Origin of the sequence: Streptomyces sp. NL15-2K (assembly GCF_030551255.1) — a bacterium.
GTDB lineage: Bacteria > Actinomycetota > Actinomycetes > Streptomycetales > Streptomycetaceae > Streptomyces.
Genome location: NZ_CP130630.1, coordinates 11,874,583 through 11,890,666 on the forward strand (window position 1 = coordinate 11,874,583; position 16,084 = coordinate 11,890,666).

The following is a 16,084-nucleotide window of genomic DNA, read 5'->3' on the forward strand; positions in this document are numbered from 1 at the left end:
CCAGGCACGCGGGTTCCCGGCCGTTCTGTGGGAACACTACGAGTTCACCCGGCCGTCATCCCCTCCGGAGAGGATCACCCCACTGGTGAAAGGCGCGTACGAGTTCTGGGAGGCGAGGTTGCACACCACGACCGCCCGGTCGGCGCTCGCGTGCGCCGTGGTGGCCGTGCTGTTGGCGGCTTCCGCGTGCCGGTCCACGTCCGCCCCCCGGGCGTACGACGTCCCCGAGGGCGTCGTCACCTGGGCAGCGAGCGCCGACCGCATGCACGACGCCACCGCCGACCGCGGTTACCGGCTCGTCGTGCACACCAGCGTCGCGGGCCATGACATGCGGATCCGGCTCTCCAACGCCTTCGGGAACCGGCCGGTGACCTTCGACAGCGTCTACGCCGGCCTCCAGAAGCGGGGCGCCGAACTGGTGCGGGGCAGCAACCGGCGGCTGACCTTCGACGGTTCGCCCTCCGTCACCGTCCCCGCCGGAGAGGTCGTACTGAGCGATCCGCTGCCCGGCAGCCTGCCCGCCGCGGCCAACCTGGTGATCAGCATCCACTCGCCCGACGCGACCGGACCGGCGACCGGCCACTGGATGGCCCTGCAGACCTCCTACGCCACACAGGGAGACCACACCGCCGAGGAGGGCGCGACCCACTGGACGCAGGCCATCGGCTCCTGGTTCTACCTCGACGCCGTCTCCGTCCGGGCGGCCGCGAGGACCGGCGCCGTCGTCACCCTCGGCGACTCCATCACGGACGGCTGGCAGTCGACCAGCGACCTCAACCGCCGCTGGCCCGACCATCTCGCCCGCCGCCTCCGACAGGCGGACACCCACGTCAAGGGCGTCGCCAACGAAGGGCTCGCAGGCAACAAGGTCCTCACCGACGGCCCCGGGGAGAGCGCCCTGAACCGGCTGGAGCGGGACGTGCTCTCCCAGCCGGGTGTGCGCACCGTGTTCCTCTTCCAGGGCGTCAATGACATGAAGGCCTACCCCGGCGTCACCGCCGAGGACCTGATCGACGGCTACCGGGAGATCGTCGAGCGGGCGCACGCGGCCGGCAAGTGCGTCGTCGGGGCCACCGTCCTGCCCTTCAAGGGCTGGTCCGAATGGAACCCCGGTACCGCGGCCGTGCGCCAGGAGGTCAACGCCTTCATCAGGAACAGCGGGGAGTTCGACGCCGTCACCGACTTCGACCGCGTCCTGCGCAGCCCTCACGACCCCGAGCGGATCCTGCCCGCCTTCGACAGCGGCGACCATCTGCACCCCAATGACAAGGGGATGCGGGCGATGGCCGACGCCGTCGACCTGGAAAGCCTCGACTGCGCGGACCCGCCCGGCACCGCCGTGACGCCGTGACGCCGTGACGCCGTGACGCGGGGAGTGGCTCAGGACGGTCCGCGGCCGGACGCGCTCGGCACCGGCGCGATCAGGCCCTCGCGGTAGGCGACGGCCACCGCCTCCGTACGGCTCGCCGCGCCCAGCTTGGCGAGGATGTTGGAGACGTGGACGCTCGCCGTCTTGCCGCTGATGAACAACTCCTCACCGATCTGCCGGTTGCTGCGGCCGAGGGCGAGGAGCCGCAGCACGTCCTGTTCGCGGGCAGTGAGGACCGTGGCCCGGGCATCGGCGGCCGGGGAGTCCGCGAGGCGCCCGCGACGGATCAGGGCGTCCACCTGCTCCAGCAGCGGCGTGCTGCCGAGCCGGGTCGCCGTCTCCCGTGCCGCGCGGGCCTCGACAGCCGCCTCCTCGCGTCGCTCGGCCGCCAACAGGGCCTCGGCGTACCGGACTTGGCAGCGCGCCCGCTCGTACGCGTCGCCGAAGTCGAACGCGGCGACCGCCTTCGCCCAGGCCGCCGCGTCCGGCCCGGACACGGCCCGCGCCCACTCCGCCTCGGCGCGCGCCAGCCACGCCTCGCCCTCCGGGCCCTGCGGAGGGCTGTCCTCACCGCGCGCAGCCGTGGACCTGGCCAGTTCCACCAGCTCGGTCGCGGTGTCCGCCCACCGGCCGACACCGGCCTCGTCGCCCGTGCGGCGCAGCCCGGCGGCCGTGTCGGCGACCGCGGAGAGCGCGAGGGCGGCCAGCCGGACCGTGACGTCCGGAAGCGTGCCCGCGTCATCGGTGAGCGCCGCGACCGTGGACCGCATCCAGCGCACGGCCTCCTCCGGATCGCCCCGCAGTGCCGCCGCGTCGGTCAGTACGATGCCCGCGACCAGCGTGCATATCCAGTCGAACGGTCCCTCCAGCAGCGCCTGGGCACGGCCGACGGCCTCGAAGTCGCTCCGCGCGAGCGCCACGTACAGCGCCGGGCCGGTCGTGTACGCGCCGGCCGCGGGCAGCACCTCGGCGTCCGCGGCCGCCGCACGCAGGCACTCGTCCCAGCGGCCCAGCGTGTACAGCACCAGCAGCCGGACGTAGCGCATCTCCAGCGGATACAGCGAGGACAGCAGCCCCGCACGGCGGGCGCGGTCCAGCCCCTCGGTCAGCCAGGGCAGGCACGCGTCGAGGTCACCGGACTCGAAGCAGCCGATGGCGAGGTTGAACAGCGCGCGCAGCTCCACGGGCGCGTTGCCCGAACGCCGCGCGAGCTCCCGGGCCTCCCGCAGTCGCTCCCGCCCCTCCGCGGAACGGCGGCCGTCCCCTTCGAGGACGGCCAGCGAGATCAGCAGGTCGGCCCGGGCGTCGGTGACGTCCAGCTCTTCGGCGATGCTCAGGGCCTGCCGGGCGACTTCGAGCGCGGTCTCGAACTCTCCGACCTGACGTGCCGCCAGGACATGCGTGGCCGCCGCCCACACCCAGGTGGGCGACGGAGGTTGGGCGGGGATCATGGCGAGCGCCTCGCTGCTGTAGGCGAAGGCGGCCGTCAGGTGGTCGACGCTCAGCAGGTTCCCGGCGAGCGTGTACCGGACCCGGGCGGCGAGTTCGGAGTCCGCGTCCTGGCCGACGCCCGCGAGCGCGGCACGGGTGAGGGAGACCGCCCGGTGCGTCTGCCCGGCGTGCGCGGCCGCCGCCGAGGCGCGCAGCGTGAGCGTCACCTGGTCGACGCCGTCCCCCGAGGGCCGGGCGGACGGCTCGACCGCCGACCACAGATCCAGGGCCGCTTCGAGATGCCGCAGCTCCTCGGCGGGCGCGCCGACGCGCCGGGCGTGGTCCGCTGCCTCCAGAGAGGCGGCGAGCGCCTCGGGCAGGTCATGGCTCTCCCGGGAGTGGTGGGCCCGCTCCGCCGCGCTCCCGGGCCGGCGGCCCCGCTCGGCGAGCAGGCGCGCGAACGCGCCGTGCAGCCTGGCCCGTTCACCGGGCAGCAGGTCGGCGTACACGGCCTCGCGGGCCAGGGCGTGCCGGAAGGCGTAGGTGTCCCCGTCGCCGGGGACGAGGAGCTGCCGTCCCACGGCCTCGCGCAGCGCCGACTCCAGCTCGTGCTCGGGGAGTCCTACGGCGTCCCGGAGCAAGTCGTGCTCGACGCGGCGCCCGGCGACCGCGGCCGTACGCAGCACTTGCTGGGTGGTGTCGGACAGCTGCTCGAAGCGGATGAGCAGGACGTCCGCGAGGCCGCTGGGCAGGCCCCCGGCGTCCGTCTCGGTGGCCGCGACCAGCTCTTCCGCGTAGAAGGCGTTGCCCTCGGCGCGCTCGACGATCCGCCGGACCGTGGTGTCCGGCAGCGGAGGGTCCTGAAGGGCCCGCACCAGCCGGGCCACCTCGGCGTCCGCCATGGGACGCAGCTCCAGCCGCTCCACGGCCGGCAGCCGCACCAGCTCGGCCAGCAGCGGACGCAGGGGGTGCCGGCGGTGCAGGTCGTCCGCGCGGTAGGAGGCGAGCACCGCCAGCCGGTGCGTGGGCGCACCGCCCGACGGCCGCTGGAGGACGCCCCGGCTGAGCAGGAACCGCAGCAGGTCCCGGGAGGACTGGTCGGCCCAGTGCAGGTCCTCCAGGACCAGCAGCAGGGGCGCGATGTCCGCGAGGTCGGCCAGCAGCCCGGCCACGCCCTCGAACAGCCGCAGCCGCCCGCCCGTGTCCCGCACGGCGTCCGTGCCGCCGCCCAGCAGGCGGTCCACCACCGGATGCGCGGCGAGGGCGTCCGCGAACCGCCCGTCGGAGGCGAGCATGCCCAGGACTTCTGTGAACGGCAGATACGGCAGCCCGACGTCACCGAGGTCGACGCAGTGCCCGGTGAGCACCGCCATCCCGGCCGCGGCAGCCCGGCCGGCGACCTCGTCCAGCATTCGCGTCTTGCCGACACCGGCGTCCCCGGCGACCAGCACGGCCCGGGCCTCGCCGCCCCTGGCGCGCTCCAGCACACCGGCGAGGCGGGCGAGTTCGTCCTCCCGGCCGATGAGCGGCATGGTGTTCGAGATCGGCGGCACGGGATCCATCCTGGCACGGGACACTGACACAGCCGCCAGAGCACAGAAAGGCCCGAATTGTCAGGCGCTCACTGCTGCAACGCCCGAGCCCAATCCTCCGGCACCCGCCCCGCGGGGCCCGGCGTCGGCTGCTCCGCGGGATGGCTCACCGGCGGAGCCATGTCCGGCCCCGACTCGTACAGCTCATCCGTCTCGTAGTTCCAGAACCAGCTCTCGCCCGGCTCATAGCTCTGGACGAAGGGGTGCCCGGTGTCCCGGTAATGCCCCGTCGCATGCTTCGCGGGAGAACTGTCGCAGCAGCCGACGTGCCCGCACTGCGCGCAGCGCCGCAGATGGAACCACCATCCGCCGGCCGCGTCGCACTCCACGCAACCGTCCCCGCTCGGCGGAACGCTCGGATCTATTCCCTTGATGCCGGTCATACGGGCTCCTCAGAGGGTGCGTCGGGCTCCGTGTCGGGCTCCGCGGCCGTGAGCGGAAGGAGGACCTGGAAGCGCGTGTCGCCCGGCTCCGACTCGACCTGGAGGGTGCCGTGGTGCTTGTTGACGACGATCCGCCAGGAGATGTCCAGGCCCAGCCCCGTGCCCTCGCCCACCGGCTTGGTGGTGAAGAACGGGTCGAAGATACGCCCGCGGATCTCCTTGGGGATGCCGGGCCCGGTGTCGCGGAACTCCACCAGCAGCCGGTCGTGGTCCAGGGCCGTCCGCACGGTCAACGTCCCTTCCCCGCCCGCGCTGTTGATGGCCTGCACCGCGTTGTCGACCAGGTTGGTCCACACCTGGTTGAGCTCCGCCGGGTACGCGGGGATCTTCGGGACCGTACGGTCGTACTCCTTGACGACCTTGATCCGCTGACCGATCTTGCCCGACAGCATCAGCAGTGTGCTGTCCAGGAGTTCGTGCACGTCGGCGTTCTGGAAGGGGGCCCGGTCGAGCTGGGAGTACTGCTTGGCGGCGTCGACCAGATGGGAGATCCGGGTGGTGGAGTCATCGATCTCGTCCATCAACAGTTCGGTCTCGACCGTGTAGTTGAGCCACCCGATGGCGCTCGGCAGGAGCTCCTCGTCCACGGCCGCGGCGACCTGGTCCAGCCAGTCGATGTCGAGCCCGGCCTGTACGAAGGTGGGGGCGATCCGCCAGCCCTCGGGAATGTCGTGGTCGTCGAGCCAGCCGGTGAGCGCGTCCTCGCGGTCCGAGGCTTCCAGGGGGCTCAACGCGGGTGCCTTGGCGACGAGTTCGGCGGTGCGTTCCTGGATGTCGATGAGGTTCGCAAGGGTCTCCGGCGAGAACGAGCCCGCGGAGATCACCCGCAGCTTGTGCCGCATCTTGCCCACGCGTTCCCGCAAGGTCGCGGTGGCCCGTACGGCAGCCGCCGCGGGGTTGTTGAGCTCGTGCGTGAGACCGGCGGACAACGAGCCCAGGGCCAGCAGCCGTTCGCGCTGCCCGATGGCCCGCTGTGTGCTCTTCGCGCCGAAGAACAGTCCCTCCAGCAGATGCACCGCCATGGGGAACCATTCCCGCATGATGTTCGCGAAGGTGTCCGCGGGCAGCACGAAGAACCGCGTCGGCTCGGTGACGCGCATGGAGTTGTTGTACATCTGCGGCACCCGGTCACCCAGGTACGCCTGCATGGATCCCGCGTACACCCCGCGCTGGGAGGTCCGGCTGACCTCCACGTCGTCGCGGCCGACCCGGCGGGAGAGGACGACCGTGCCCTCGAGCAGGACGTAGAAGCAGGTGGCGTGCTCGCCCTCGGTGTAGACGGGGCCGGGCTCGAACTTCTCGATCCGCCCCTCGCTGCACAGGCGCCCCAGCTGCTCGGGGGACAGCTTCTCGAACAGGAACAGCGCCCCGATCTCCTGCGGGCTGCACGGCATGAGCTGCCCGCTCACGACTGCTCCAGATACCGGTGGACGAGCATCACGGCCATGGCTCCCTCTCCGACGGCGGACGCGACCCGCTTCGCGGACTCGGCACGGGCGTCGCCCGCGACGAACACGCCGGGAATGTTGGTCTCCAGATGGTACGGAGGCCGGTCCAGCTCCCAGTCCGCCGGCGGCCGCCCGTCGGGCGTCAGGTCCGGCCCGGCCAGGATGAACCCGCGCTCGTCGCGCAGCACGGCGCCGTCCAGCCAGTCGGTCAGCGGGGCCGCGCCGATGAACACGAACATCCACTGCGCGTCGACGAGTTCGGTCTTCCCGCTCTCCACGTCGCGCAGCGTCAGCTGCTCCAGACGGTCCGAACCGTGCACGGCCTCGACGGCCGTGCCGCAGCGCACCGAGATGTTGGGCGACTCCTCGATCTGCTGGATCAGGTAGTGCGACATCGACGCCGACAGGGACGGCCCGCGCACCAGCAGCGTCACCGACTTGGCGCCCCTGGCCAGGTACATCGCGGCCTGCCCGGCGGAGTTGGCGCCGCCGACGATGTACACGTCGTGGCCCTGGCAGGAGGCCGCCTCGGTCAGCGCCGAGCCGTAGAACACCCCGCAGCCGGTCAGGTCGGTCGTCCCCGGCGCGTCGAGCTGCCGGTACGACACGCCGGTCGCCAGGATCACGCTGTGCGCGGCGACCGCCGAGCCGTCCGAGAACCGTACGGTCCGCGCCGCCCCGTTGACCTCAAGGCCGGTCACCTCCCGTGCGGTGAGGATCTCGGCGCCGAACTTCGTCGCCTGCCGCCGCGCCCGGTCGGTGAGCTGCGCCCCCGACACGCCGTCCGGGAAGCCCAGGTAGTTCTCGATCCGGGAGCTCTGCCCGGCCTGTCCGCCGGTCGCCGACCGCTCCACGAGGACCGTCCGCAGCCCCTCGGAGGCCCCGTAGACGGCCGCGCCGAGCCCGGCCGGGCCGCCGCCGATCACGACGAGGTCGTAGAAGTCGGCCTCGGGCGTCGTGGCCAGCCCCACCTGCGCGGCCAGCTCGGGCGCCTCCGGCTCGACCAGCGGCGTGCCGTCCGGCGTGATCACCAGCGGCAGCCGCTGTCCGTCCTGCCCGGCCGCCGCCAGCAGCCGCTGCCCCTCGGGCTCGTCCGCCGAGTACCAGCGGTACGGCACCTGGTTGCGGGCCAGGAACTCCCGCACGTCCGAGGAACGCGCCGACCAGCGGTGCCCGACCACCTTGGTGCTGGGCACCGGCCGGTAGTCGCTGCACCGCCACGCCTGAAGCAGGTCGTCCAGGACCGGGTAGAGCTTCTCCTCGGGCGGATCCCACGGCTTGAGCAGGTAGTGGTCGAGATCGACGACGTTGATCGCGTCGATCGCCGCGTTCGTGTCCGCGTACGCGGTCAGCAGCACCCGCCGCGCCCCCGGATACACGTCCAGGGCCTGTTCCAGGAACTCGATGCCGTTCATCTGCGGCATCCGGTAGTCCGCCAGGATCACCGCCACCAGATCACCGCGCAGCTTCAGCTCGCGCAGCGCCTCGAGCGCCGACTCGCCGGACTCCGCGCGCACGATCCGGTACGACTCGCCGTAACGCCGCCGCAGATCCCGGGCGACGGCCCGGGAGACCCCCGGATCGTCGTCCACGGTCAAGATGACGGTCCGCGCTGCGTCCGCGGCCTGTGCCATACGTCTCCCACCCCGAGGTCGGACTCACGGCACGGCGTACCCCGGTGCCACTGCCACCGAGCCGCCGCGCCGGTTCCCGCCCATCGTATGTTCGATCGTCCCGATTCGCTCAGGTAGGCGGCGGGCGGTACGCGGGAGCCCGCCCGCCGTCAGCCGAGGCGCTCGCCCAGTACGCAGAACTCGTTGCCCTCGGGATCCGCGAGCGTCACCCACCGCTGCTCGCCCTGACCGACGTCCGCTTGCCGCGCGCCGAGAGCCAGGAACCGGGCCACCTCCGCCGCCTGGTCGTCGGGCCGGAAGTCGAGGTGGAGCGCCTCGGCCCACCAGCGCCCCAGGCCCACCGGATCGGCCGAGTCCACGACAACCTGCTCCCATTCCAAAGCCATGCCGACAGCGTGGTGAGGACTGGGGAAGACTGGGTCCGAGTCACGTGACCGCGACACAGGGAGACCGACAGCAATGACGCGCCCGATCACGGCAGGGATCGACGGAACCGAGGAGAGCCTGGCCGCGCTGGCCTGGGCGGCCCGGGAGGCGGTCCGGCGAGGGCTGGCACTGCGCGTGGTGCACGCCTGGCGGTACCAGCCGTACGAGGCGATCGAGGCGGCCGGCCCGGACGTCCAGGCCGAGTGGGCGCGGGAGGTGCTGGCCTCGGCCGAGGGGGCCGTGACCGAGCGGCATCCGGAGCTGGAGGTGTCCACCGACGTGGTGGAGGGCGGCAGCGTGGACGCACTGGTCGCCGCGGCGGCGGACGCCGAGATGCTGGTCCTCGGCTCGCGCGGCCACGGCAGGGTCGTCGGTTTCCTGCTCGGCTCCGTAGGCCAGCAGGTGATCGTCGAGGCGACGCGCCCGGTCGTCCTGGTGCGCGCCGGCGATGAACCCTCCGGTGAGGCCGCCGGGCGGGAGATCGTCGTGGGCCAGCAGGGCGACCCGGAGGACAGCGCCGGGACACTGCGGTTCGCGTTCGAGACGGCGGCGGCGCGCGGTGCCACGGTGCGCGCGGTACGGGCCTGGACCCTGCCGCCGGTCTTCGCCTACAGCCCGGGCTCGCTGAAGCTGCTCGACGAGGCCGGCGGTCTCGAGCCGTACGAGAAGAAGGCGCTGGCGGCGGCGCTGCAGCCGTGGCGGGACCGCTTCCCCGACGTGCCGGTCGTCGAGCACGTGGAGATGGGCAGCGCCGGGCAGGTGCTGCTGTCGGTGGCCTCGGGCGCCCAGCTGATGGTCGTCGGCCGCCGCGCCCACCGTACGGCCGTCGGCGCCCGCATCGGCTCGGTCGCCCATGGCGTCCTGCACCACGCGGGCTGCCCGGTGGCCGTCGTGCCGCACGCCTGAGTCAGTCGGCGGCGGGACTGGGCTGGAGCGTCTCGCGGGCCTGGGGAAGGATGTTCTTGATGTAGTCCTCCACCGCCGTGTCCAGCCCTATGTCGTGCTGCGCGCGCTCCGACAGGTACCAGCGGTGTTCCAGCAGCTCGTGGTAGATCTCCGCCGGGTCCATCGAGCCGCGCATCTCGACGGGCACGGCCCGCACGGTGGGCCGGAAGACGTCCCGCACCCAGCGGTGGGCGAGCACTTCCGGGCGGGCGGCGAGGGGGTCGCCCGGGGCGTAGTCGTCCTGGGTGGCCATCCAGCTCTCCAGGTCGTTCAGCAGTCGCCGCGCCTGGTTCTCCTCGGCGTCCAGGCCGGTCAGCCGCAGGAGCTGGCGCTGGTGGTGGCCCGCGTCCACGACCTTCGGCACGAAGGTGACCGTGTCGCCGTTGGAGGAGTGTTCGATCTGCATCTCGGCCACGTCGAAACCGAGCTCGTTCAGGCGGCGGATCCGGCGCTCGATGTAGTGGTACTTGCCCGCCGGGTAGACGGACGTGCGGGTCAGTTCCTTCCACAGGCTCCCGTAGCGCGCGCAGATCTCCATGCCGAACTCGACCGGGTCCACGGAGGGGTGCAGCGCCCCGGACGCCTCCAGGTCGAGCAGCTCGCCGCTGATGTTGACCCGGGCGAGGTCGAGGTCGTAGTCGCGCTGCCCGGCGCTGAGCTGCGGGTGCAGGTCGCCGGTCTCGGCGTCGACCAGGTAGGCGGCGTACGCGCCCGCGTCACGTCGGAAGAGTGTGTTGGACAGCGAGCAGTCGCCCCAGGCGAACCCGGCGAGATGCAGCCGCACCAGCAGCACGGCCAGCGCGTCCATCAGCCGGTGCATGGTCGCCGGTCTCATCGTCGTCTCGAACATCGACCGGTACGGCATCGAACCGCCCAGATGCCGGGTGACCAGCACCGACTCCAACGGGGCGTCGTCGGCGTCGGTGCGGCCGGTGACCACCGCCAGCGGGTCGACCGCCGGGATGCCGATCCGGTCCAGGTCGCGCAGCAGCTCGTACTCGCGCAGCGCCGGGCGCTCGGCGAGCTCCTTGACGGCGATCACCTCGTCGCCGGCGCGGGCGTACCGCACGACGTGCCGGGAGATACCGCGCGGCAGCGGTACCAGGTACTCGTCGGGCCACTCCTCCAGGGGGAGGTGCCACGGCAGTTCGAGCAGGAGCGCGGGGTGCTCCGGGTTGGTCGCGCTGATCTGCAGGGCCATGGGTCGCGTGTCCTCATCTTGCGTATCGCCGAGCCGGTGATCGTCACCTCACCTTAGGGGTCCTTGCACTATGCCCGCCCGGGTCGCGCGGCCTGGCACCGCACCTCGCCGCGTTGCCGAAACGCCCACGTGGCTCCTCCCCCACGCTCGAACAACCTCGCGCGGGGGCACCCCCATCGAGGGCGCTCCGGCGCCTTGCGATGCACGGCACCAGACCACGCGACCTCATCGGGCGCTCATAGTGCAAGGACCCCTAAAGCGCGCGCTCCCGGGCCTGAAGTGCCGCTTCACGGACCGGACCGCGGTGCGCGGGCCCGTGCCCGGGGAGAAGGAGATCGCCGTCCAGCGCGGCGAGTATCTCCAGCGAGGCCACGGCACGGGGCCGTTCGTGGTGGAACATGTCCGGCAGCAGCTGCGGCCCCTTGACCCGCGAGGTGGGGTGACCGCTCACCAGGGCGTCGCCCGAGATCACCACGCCCTTGCCCGGGAGGTGGTACGCGGCGTGCCCGTCGGTGTGGCCGGGCGTCGGCACCGGGACGGGCCGGCCGGGAAGATCGAGCGGGCCCGCCGCCGGGAACGCCTGCGGAGAGGCGACCGGCACGTGGGCGGTGCCGCCCGAACGGATCGCGTGCACGGCCCACGGCAGCACACCGGGGCGCCAGCCGTTCTTCAGGACCGTCCCGACGCTTACCTGGTGCAGGAACTCCCGGCGGGCGTGCGGCACTTCGTCCTCGTGCAGGTACACCGGAGTGCCGTAGGCGCCGCGCAGGTACTCCGCGGAGCCCAGGTGGTCGTTGTGGGCGTGGGTGATGAGCACGGCCGAGACCGCCTCCGGTGAACTGCCCACCTCCGCGAGGGAGGCGAGCAGCTGCTCCCGGTCCCCGGGGTAGCCGGTGTCGACCAGGGTCGCGGCGTCCCCCTCCGTGAGGATCACCCAGTTGGTGTTGCTGCCGTGCACCAGATAGGTGTCGTCGGCGACTTGCCGCACGTCTACCCGCATGATCGTCCCCGTGATGAGGTCCCAGCTCGACGGACACAGCAAAGCAGATCATGAGGGAGGCGGAGGGGGCGGGTCCGGTCGCATGCCGAACAGGAAGCGGGTGATCCGAGTCCTGCGCACGGCGTACTCGTACACCACGAGGATCACGGCCAGGGAAGAGACCACGATGACCACGTACTTCACCACGATGGGGGCGGCCCAGCCCACGGCTCCGTACGCGATGGCGACCAGGACGGGCTGGTGCAGCACGTACAACGGCAGGGCGGCGACCGCGAGATAGGGCAGCACGCGGGAGGACGGCTCACTTCCGGGCGACCCGCGCTCGCGTGACCCGTTCTTGCGTGACCCGTTCTTGCATGACCCGCTCTTGCGTTGCCCGCCCTCCGGTGACCCGCGCTCCCGCGACCCGGCCTCGCGTGGCCCGCCGTCACGTCCCCCGCCGTCGCGCGGCCGATCCAGCAGCCCGAGGATCGCCACCACCCAGCACCAGCCCGCCGCACCGAACAGCGCCCGGGTGAACAGTGCGAAGGTGGTCCTCGCGGTGAACGGATCGTCCTGCGACATGAATCCGGGCGCGGTCCCCAGGAACAGGACGATCCCCAGCACGCCGACGGGAAGGGCGAGTCGGCGCATGGCCGCGCGGATCCGGTCGTCCCCGGCCAGCGCGTGGCCGAGGAGGAAGAACAGCAGATAGGCCCAGCGGTTCCAGCCCGCGAAGCTCTCCTCCATGCCCAGCAGCGCGTTGATCAGGGCGAGCGCCGGCGCGGGCAGGAGGAGCAGGGCGGGCCGCCGCCCCACCGCGCCGCCCGCGCGGTCGCCGGCGGACGCGAGGGGAGCGGCGACCGGCGCGAGGAGGAGGCTGAAGACGAGCAGGAGGACGACGAACCACAGGTGCCCGGTCTCGAAGTGGTCCCCTTCGAGGACGAAGGGGAAGTCGCCGAGGTCCGGGCGGACGGTGAGGAACCGGGGCCAGAACCGCCAGTAGGACTCGTCGTAACCGGGGTCGGCGGCGCGCAGACGCAACCACTGGGGCAGGGGACACAGGACGAGCGTCGCGAAGACCAACGGGACGCCGAGGCGCAGCAGCCGTTCGCGGGCGAATCCGGCCGGCCCGCGACGACGGAGCGAGTACCGGGCGCCGAGACCGGCGACGAGGAACAGCAGGGGCATCGCCCAGACCACACCGAGCCCGGCGACGACTGTCACGGCTTCGGTGGTCTGCGCGTTCTTGACGTAGAAGTCGTCGTCCGGGGAGAAGACCAGAGCGGCGTGGAAGAAGACCAGGCCGAGGACGACGAGGGCACGGAGCATGTCCAGTTCGACCCGTCGGTGAACGGCTGTCGGCCGCCCGGTCTCCGCACTCATCGCGGCCTCCCCCCGGATGTGCGCCAGTGTGGGGGAGCCGTGCGGGGGAGGACAGGGTTCCGTCAGGAACGGGGCTGCCTCCGGCACCGTCCGCCGGAGGCAGCCCCTCGCGCGCAGCTGGAGCGGCCGCCCGTCCGCCTCAGTGCACGCCGTCCGGGCGGAACTGGATGCTGATCCGCGGTCCCGTGGCCCGCGTGGTCTTCGGTATCGAGTGCTCCCAGGTGCGCTGGCAGGAGCCGCCCATCACGATCAAGTCCCCGTGCCCCAGCGGCCGTCGGACCGTGGCGCCGCCGCCGTGCATCGGACGCAGCAGCAGGTCGCGGGGCGTGCCCACGGAGAGGATGGCGACCATGGTGTCCTCCCGGGCGCCCCGGCCGATCCGGTCCCCGTGCCAGGCCACACTGTCCCGGCCGTCGCGGTAGTAGCACAGCCCGGCCGTGGTGAAGGGCTCGCCGAGCTCTTCGGCGTAGTGCGCGGACAGCGCCTCGCGGGCCTGGGTCAGCACGGGGTGCGGCAGGACGTCGTCCGCGCCGTAGAACGCCAGCAGCCGGGGTACGTCGACCACGTGGTCGTACATCGTGCGGCGCTCCGCGCGCCACGGCACGTCGGCGGCCAGCTGCTCGAACAGTGCGTCGGATCCGCTCAGCCATCCGGGCAGTACGTCGATCCAGGCGCCGAGGCCGAGCTCGGTTCGGCGGATCCCGTCGAGGGGGCCGAGTTCCAGCTGGTCGGTCTGGTCGAAGAGGGAGCCCTGGAGGTGCCTGCTCATGAAGCCAGCGTACCCCTTATTCGAAAGTGTGTTCCAACTTTGCTTTCGGTCGGCCGGGGCGGCGATCGGCGCGGACGGATGCTTTCGATGCATCGGTGTATCGGATACATTCGCGTATCGAACGGAGGCAGGACATGGCGGTGGAGCAGACGACACGGCGCGTGACCAGGCGCCGCGTCCGCACGCGGGCCAACCTCCTCGACGCCGCCTTCGCGGTCTTCGCCGCCAAGGGCTTCGGGCGCGTCTCGATCGAGGAGGTCTGCGAGGCGGCCGGCTACAGCCGGGGCGCCTTCTACTCGAACTTCGGCAGCCTGGACGAGCTGTTCTTCGCCCTCTACCGGCAGCGGGCCGACCTGATCGCGGACCAGGTGTCCGGGGCGCTCGCCCTCGACGGGCCGGACCTCGACGTGCCCGCGGCCGTCGACCGGGTGACCGAGGTACTCCTCCTCGACCGGGACTGGCTCCTGGTGAAGACGGACTTCCTGGTGCACGCCGCCCGCGAACCGGCCGTGGCGCAGACCCTGCTGGAGTACCGGGCGCGCCTGCGGCGGGCGATCGCCGAACGGCTCGCCCGGGCGCGGGGGCACACGGAACTGCCCGCCGTGCTCGGCGACATCGACGGTGCCGCGCACGCCGTGGTCGCCGCGTACGACGGAGTCACCACCCAACTGCTGCTGGACAGGGACGTCGAGCGTGCTCGCGCCTGGCTGGGGCAACTGCTCACCGTGCTGCTCACCGACGGCAGCCACACCACCGCATGAGGAAAGGGACGGTCGCCATGGATGCCGACGTCATCGTCGTCGGAGCGGGCCTCGCGGGCCTGGTCGCCGCACACGAACTGACCAGCCGGGGCCGCAGGGTCGCACTGGTGGACCAGGAGAACGCCGCCAACCTGGGCGGGCAGGCGTTCTGGTCCTTCGGCGGACTGTTCCTCGTCGACTCGCCGGAACAGCGGCGCCTCGGCATCAAGGACTCCTTCGACCTCGCCTGGAACGACTGGCAGGGCAGCGCACAGTTCGACCGCGTGGCCGACGAGGACTCCTGGGCCGTGCGCTGGGCGCGCGCCTACGTCGAGTTCGCGGCGGGGGAGAAGCGGTCCTGGCTGGAAGGGCACGGCATCAAGTTCCTGCCCACCGTCGGCTGGGCGGAGCGCGGCGACCTGACGGCCCACGGCCACGGCAACTCCGTGCCCCGCTTCCACATCGCCTGGGGCACCGGCACCGGGGTCGTGGAGCCGTTCGTCGGGTACGCCAAACAGGCCGCCCGCGACGGGCTGCTGACCTTCTACCACCGCCACCAGGTCGACGAGCTGGTCATGGAGGAGGGCGCGGCACGCGGGGTGCGCGGCACCGTCCTGGCCGAGGACCACGCGCCGCGCGGCGTCGCCTCCAACCGCGACCGCGCCGGCGACTTCCACCTCACCGCCCAGGCCGTCGTCGTGACCACCGGCGGCATCGGCGCCAACCACGACATCGTCCGCCGCTACTGGCCGGAGCGTCTCGGCACCCCGCCCGCCGAGATGGTCACCGGCGTTCCCGCCTACGTCGACGGCCGGATGCTCGACATCAGCGCGGGCGCCGGCGTCCGCCTGGTCAACCGCGACCGCATGTGGCACTACACCGAGGGCCTGCAGAACTGGGACCCGATCTGGCCCGGCCACGGCATCCGCATCCTGCCCGGACCGTCCTCGATGTGGTTCGACGCGCTGGGCCGCCGCCTGCCCGAGCCGTGCCTGCCCGGATACGACACCCTCGGCACCCTCGAGTACCTGCGCACCACCGAGGACATCGCCGGATACGACCACTCCTGGTTCATCCTCACCCAGAAGATCATCGAGAAGGAGTTCGCGCTGTCGGGCTCCGAGCAGAACCCCGACATCACCGCCAAGGACCGCGCGGGCTTCTTGAAGGAGCGCATCCTCGGCAAGGGCGCGCCGGGACCGGTCGACGCGTTCCTGCGCAAGGGGGCGGACTTCGTGACCGCCCCGAACCTGGAGCAACTCGTCGAGAAAATGAACGGGCTGACGGAGAAGGCACTCCTCGACGCGGCCGGAATCCGGCGCCAGATCGAGGCCCGCGACCTCCAGATCGCCAACGCCTACAGCAAGGACGCCCAGGTGCAGGGCATCCGCAACGCCCGCCGCTACATCGGCGACCGCCTCGGCCGGGTCGCCACCCCGCACCGCATCCTCGACCCGGCGGCCGGGCCTCTCATCGGCGTCAAGCTGCACACCCTGACCCGCAAGACCCTCGGCGGCATCCAGACCGATCTCGACTCCCGCGCCCTCGGCACCGACGGGCAGCCCCTCGACGGTCTGTACGCGGCCGGCGAGGTCGCCGGCTTCGGCGGCGGAGGCGTCCACGGCTACAACGCGCTGGAGGGCACCTTCCTCGGCGGCTGCCTCTTCTCCGGCCGGGCGGCGGGACGGGCCGCCGCCCAGCAGACCGCCTGACTCCGGCCG

The 16,084-nt window shown here is 72.3% G+C and carries 13 protein-coding genes; 4 read left to right on the forward strand and 9 right to left on the reverse strand.

The window, feature by feature from the left end:
- The first annotated feature begins 172 nt into the window (after positions 1 to 172).
- Positions 173 to 1,351: an SGNH/GDSL hydrolase family protein gene (locus Q4V64_RS52045; protein WP_253267509.1), complete on the forward strand. Its 1,179-nt coding sequence runs from the start codon at positions 173 to 175 to the stop codon at positions 1,349 to 1,351.
- Between the two features lie 29 nt (positions 1,352 to 1,380).
- Here the strand turns inward: Q4V64_RS52045 and Q4V64_RS52050 are convergent, their stop codons facing one another.
- The 5 genes from Q4V64_RS52050 to Q4V64_RS52070 form a co-directional block, all read right to left on the reverse strand.
- Entirely contained in the window at positions 1,381 to 4,362 is a 2,982-nt protein-coding gene (locus Q4V64_RS52050; protein ID WP_124445477.1) for a helix-turn-helix transcriptional regulator, read from the reverse strand.
- 59 nt (positions 4,363 to 4,421) lie between these two features.
- Positions 4,422 to 4,775, reverse strand: a complete 354-nt coding sequence (locus tag Q4V64_RS52055; RefSeq protein ID WP_124445478.1) for a UBP-type zinc finger domain-containing protein — start codon at positions 4,773 to 4,775, stop codon at positions 4,422 to 4,424.
- Entirely contained in the window at positions 4,772 to 6,244 is a 1,473-nt protein-coding gene (locus Q4V64_RS52060) for an ATP-binding protein (protein ID WP_124445479.1), read from the reverse strand. The genes Q4V64_RS52055 and Q4V64_RS52060 overlap by 4 nt, the downstream gene beginning before the upstream one ends.
- Positions 6,241 to 7,917, reverse strand: a complete 1,677-nt coding sequence (locus Q4V64_RS52065) for an FAD-dependent oxidoreductase (RefSeq protein WP_124445480.1) — start codon at positions 7,915 to 7,917, stop codon at positions 6,241 to 6,243. The genes Q4V64_RS52060 and Q4V64_RS52065 overlap by 4 nt, the downstream gene beginning before the upstream one ends.
- A gap of 149 nt (positions 7,918 to 8,066) precedes the next feature.
- The gene (locus Q4V64_RS52070; RefSeq protein ID WP_124445481.1) at positions 8,067 to 8,303 is read right to left on the reverse strand and encodes a VOC family protein; all 237 of its coding nucleotides are present in this window, start codon (positions 8,301 to 8,303) and stop codon (positions 8,067 to 8,069) included.
- Between the two features lie 73 nt (positions 8,304 to 8,376).
- On the opposite strand from Q4V64_RS52070, the gene Q4V64_RS52075 reads away from it, so the two are divergent.
- Complete coding sequence (locus tag Q4V64_RS52075; protein WP_124445482.1) at positions 8,377 to 9,249, forward strand: universal stress protein; 873 nt, start codon at positions 8,377 to 8,379, stop codon at positions 9,247 to 9,249.
- Between the two features lies 1 nt (position 9,250).
- Here Q4V64_RS52075 and Q4V64_RS52080 read toward each other — a convergent pair whose 3' ends face one another.
- The 4 genes from Q4V64_RS52080 to Q4V64_RS52095 form a co-directional block, all read right to left on the reverse strand.
- A complete protein-coding gene (locus Q4V64_RS52080) occupies positions 9,251 to 10,489 on the reverse strand; it encodes a DUF4032 domain-containing protein (protein ID WP_124445483.1) in 1,239 nt (412 codons plus the stop codon).
- 253 nt (positions 10,490 to 10,742) lie between these two features.
- Positions 10,743 to 11,489 carry an MBL fold metallo-hydrolase gene (locus Q4V64_RS52085; RefSeq protein ID WP_124445484.1) on the reverse strand — a complete coding sequence of 249 codons (747 nt, stop codon included), beginning with the start codon at positions 11,487 to 11,489 and terminating at the stop codon, positions 10,743 to 10,745.
- A gap of 48 nt (positions 11,490 to 11,537) precedes the next feature.
- Positions 11,538 to 12,854, reverse strand: a complete 1,317-nt coding sequence (locus Q4V64_RS52090; protein WP_124445485.1) for an acyltransferase — start codon at positions 12,852 to 12,854, stop codon at positions 11,538 to 11,540.
- 139 nt (positions 12,855 to 12,993) lie between these two features.
- Positions 12,994 to 13,623, reverse strand: coding sequence for an alpha-ketoglutarate-dependent dioxygenase AlkB (locus Q4V64_RS52095; RefSeq protein WP_124445486.1), 630 nt, complete (start codon positions 13,621 to 13,623; stop codon positions 12,994 to 12,996).
- Between the two features lie 134 nt (positions 13,624 to 13,757).
- Here Q4V64_RS52095 and Q4V64_RS52100 point away from each other — a divergent pair, with 134 nt between their 5' ends.
- Both Q4V64_RS52100 and Q4V64_RS52105 read left to right on the forward strand, forming a co-directional pair.
- Entirely contained in the window at positions 13,758 to 14,384 is a 627-nt protein-coding gene (locus Q4V64_RS52100) for a TetR/AcrR family transcriptional regulator (RefSeq protein ID WP_124445487.1), read from the forward strand.
- Between the two features lie 17 nt (positions 14,385 to 14,401).
- Positions 14,402 to 16,075 (forward strand): FAD-binding dehydrogenase, encoded by a 1,674-nt coding sequence (locus Q4V64_RS52105; protein WP_124445488.1) that lies wholly within the window; start codon positions 14,402 to 14,404, stop codon positions 16,073 to 16,075.
- The last annotated feature ends 9 nt before the right edge of the window (positions 16,076 to 16,084 follow it).

Coding starts and splice junctions, on each gene's coding strand:
- Q4V64_RS52050 (WP_124445477.1), bottom strand. CDS start 4,362: ATGGATCCCGTGCCGCCGATCTCGAACACCATGCCGCTCATCGGCCGG.
- Q4V64_RS52105 (WP_124445488.1), top strand. CDS start 14,402: ATGGATGCCGACGTCATCGTCGTCGGAGCGGGCCTCGCGGGCCTGGTC.
- Q4V64_RS52100 (WP_124445487.1), top strand. CDS start 13,758: ATGGCGGTGGAGCAGACGACACGGCGCGTGACCAGGCGCCGCGTCCGC.
- Q4V64_RS52090 (WP_124445485.1), bottom strand. CDS start 12,854: ATGAGTGCGGAGACCGGGCGGCCGACAGCCGTTCACCGACGGGTCGAA.
- Q4V64_RS52065 (WP_124445480.1), bottom strand. CDS start 7,917: ATGGCACAGGCCGCGGACGCAGCGCGGACCGTCATCTTGACCGTGGAC.
- Q4V64_RS52085 (WP_124445484.1), bottom strand. CDS start 11,489: ATGCGGGTAGACGTGCGGCAAGTCGCCGACGACACCTATCTGGTGCAC.
- Q4V64_RS52055 (WP_124445478.1), bottom strand. CDS start 4,775: ATGACCGGCATCAAGGGAATAGATCCGAGCGTTCCGCCGAGCGGGGAC.
- Q4V64_RS52080 (WP_124445483.1), bottom strand. CDS start 10,489: ATGGCCCTGCAGATCAGCGCGACCAACCCGGAGCACCCCGCGCTCCTG.
- Q4V64_RS52095 (WP_124445486.1), bottom strand. CDS start 13,623: ATGAGCAGGCACCTCCAGGGCTCCCTCTTCGACCAGACCGACCAGCTG.
- Q4V64_RS52075 (WP_124445482.1), top strand. CDS start 8,377: ATGACGCGCCCGATCACGGCAGGGATCGACGGAACCGAGGAGAGCCTG.
- Q4V64_RS52070 (WP_124445481.1), bottom strand. CDS start 8,303: ATGGCTTTGGAATGGGAGCAGGTTGTCGTGGACTCGGCCGATCCGGTG.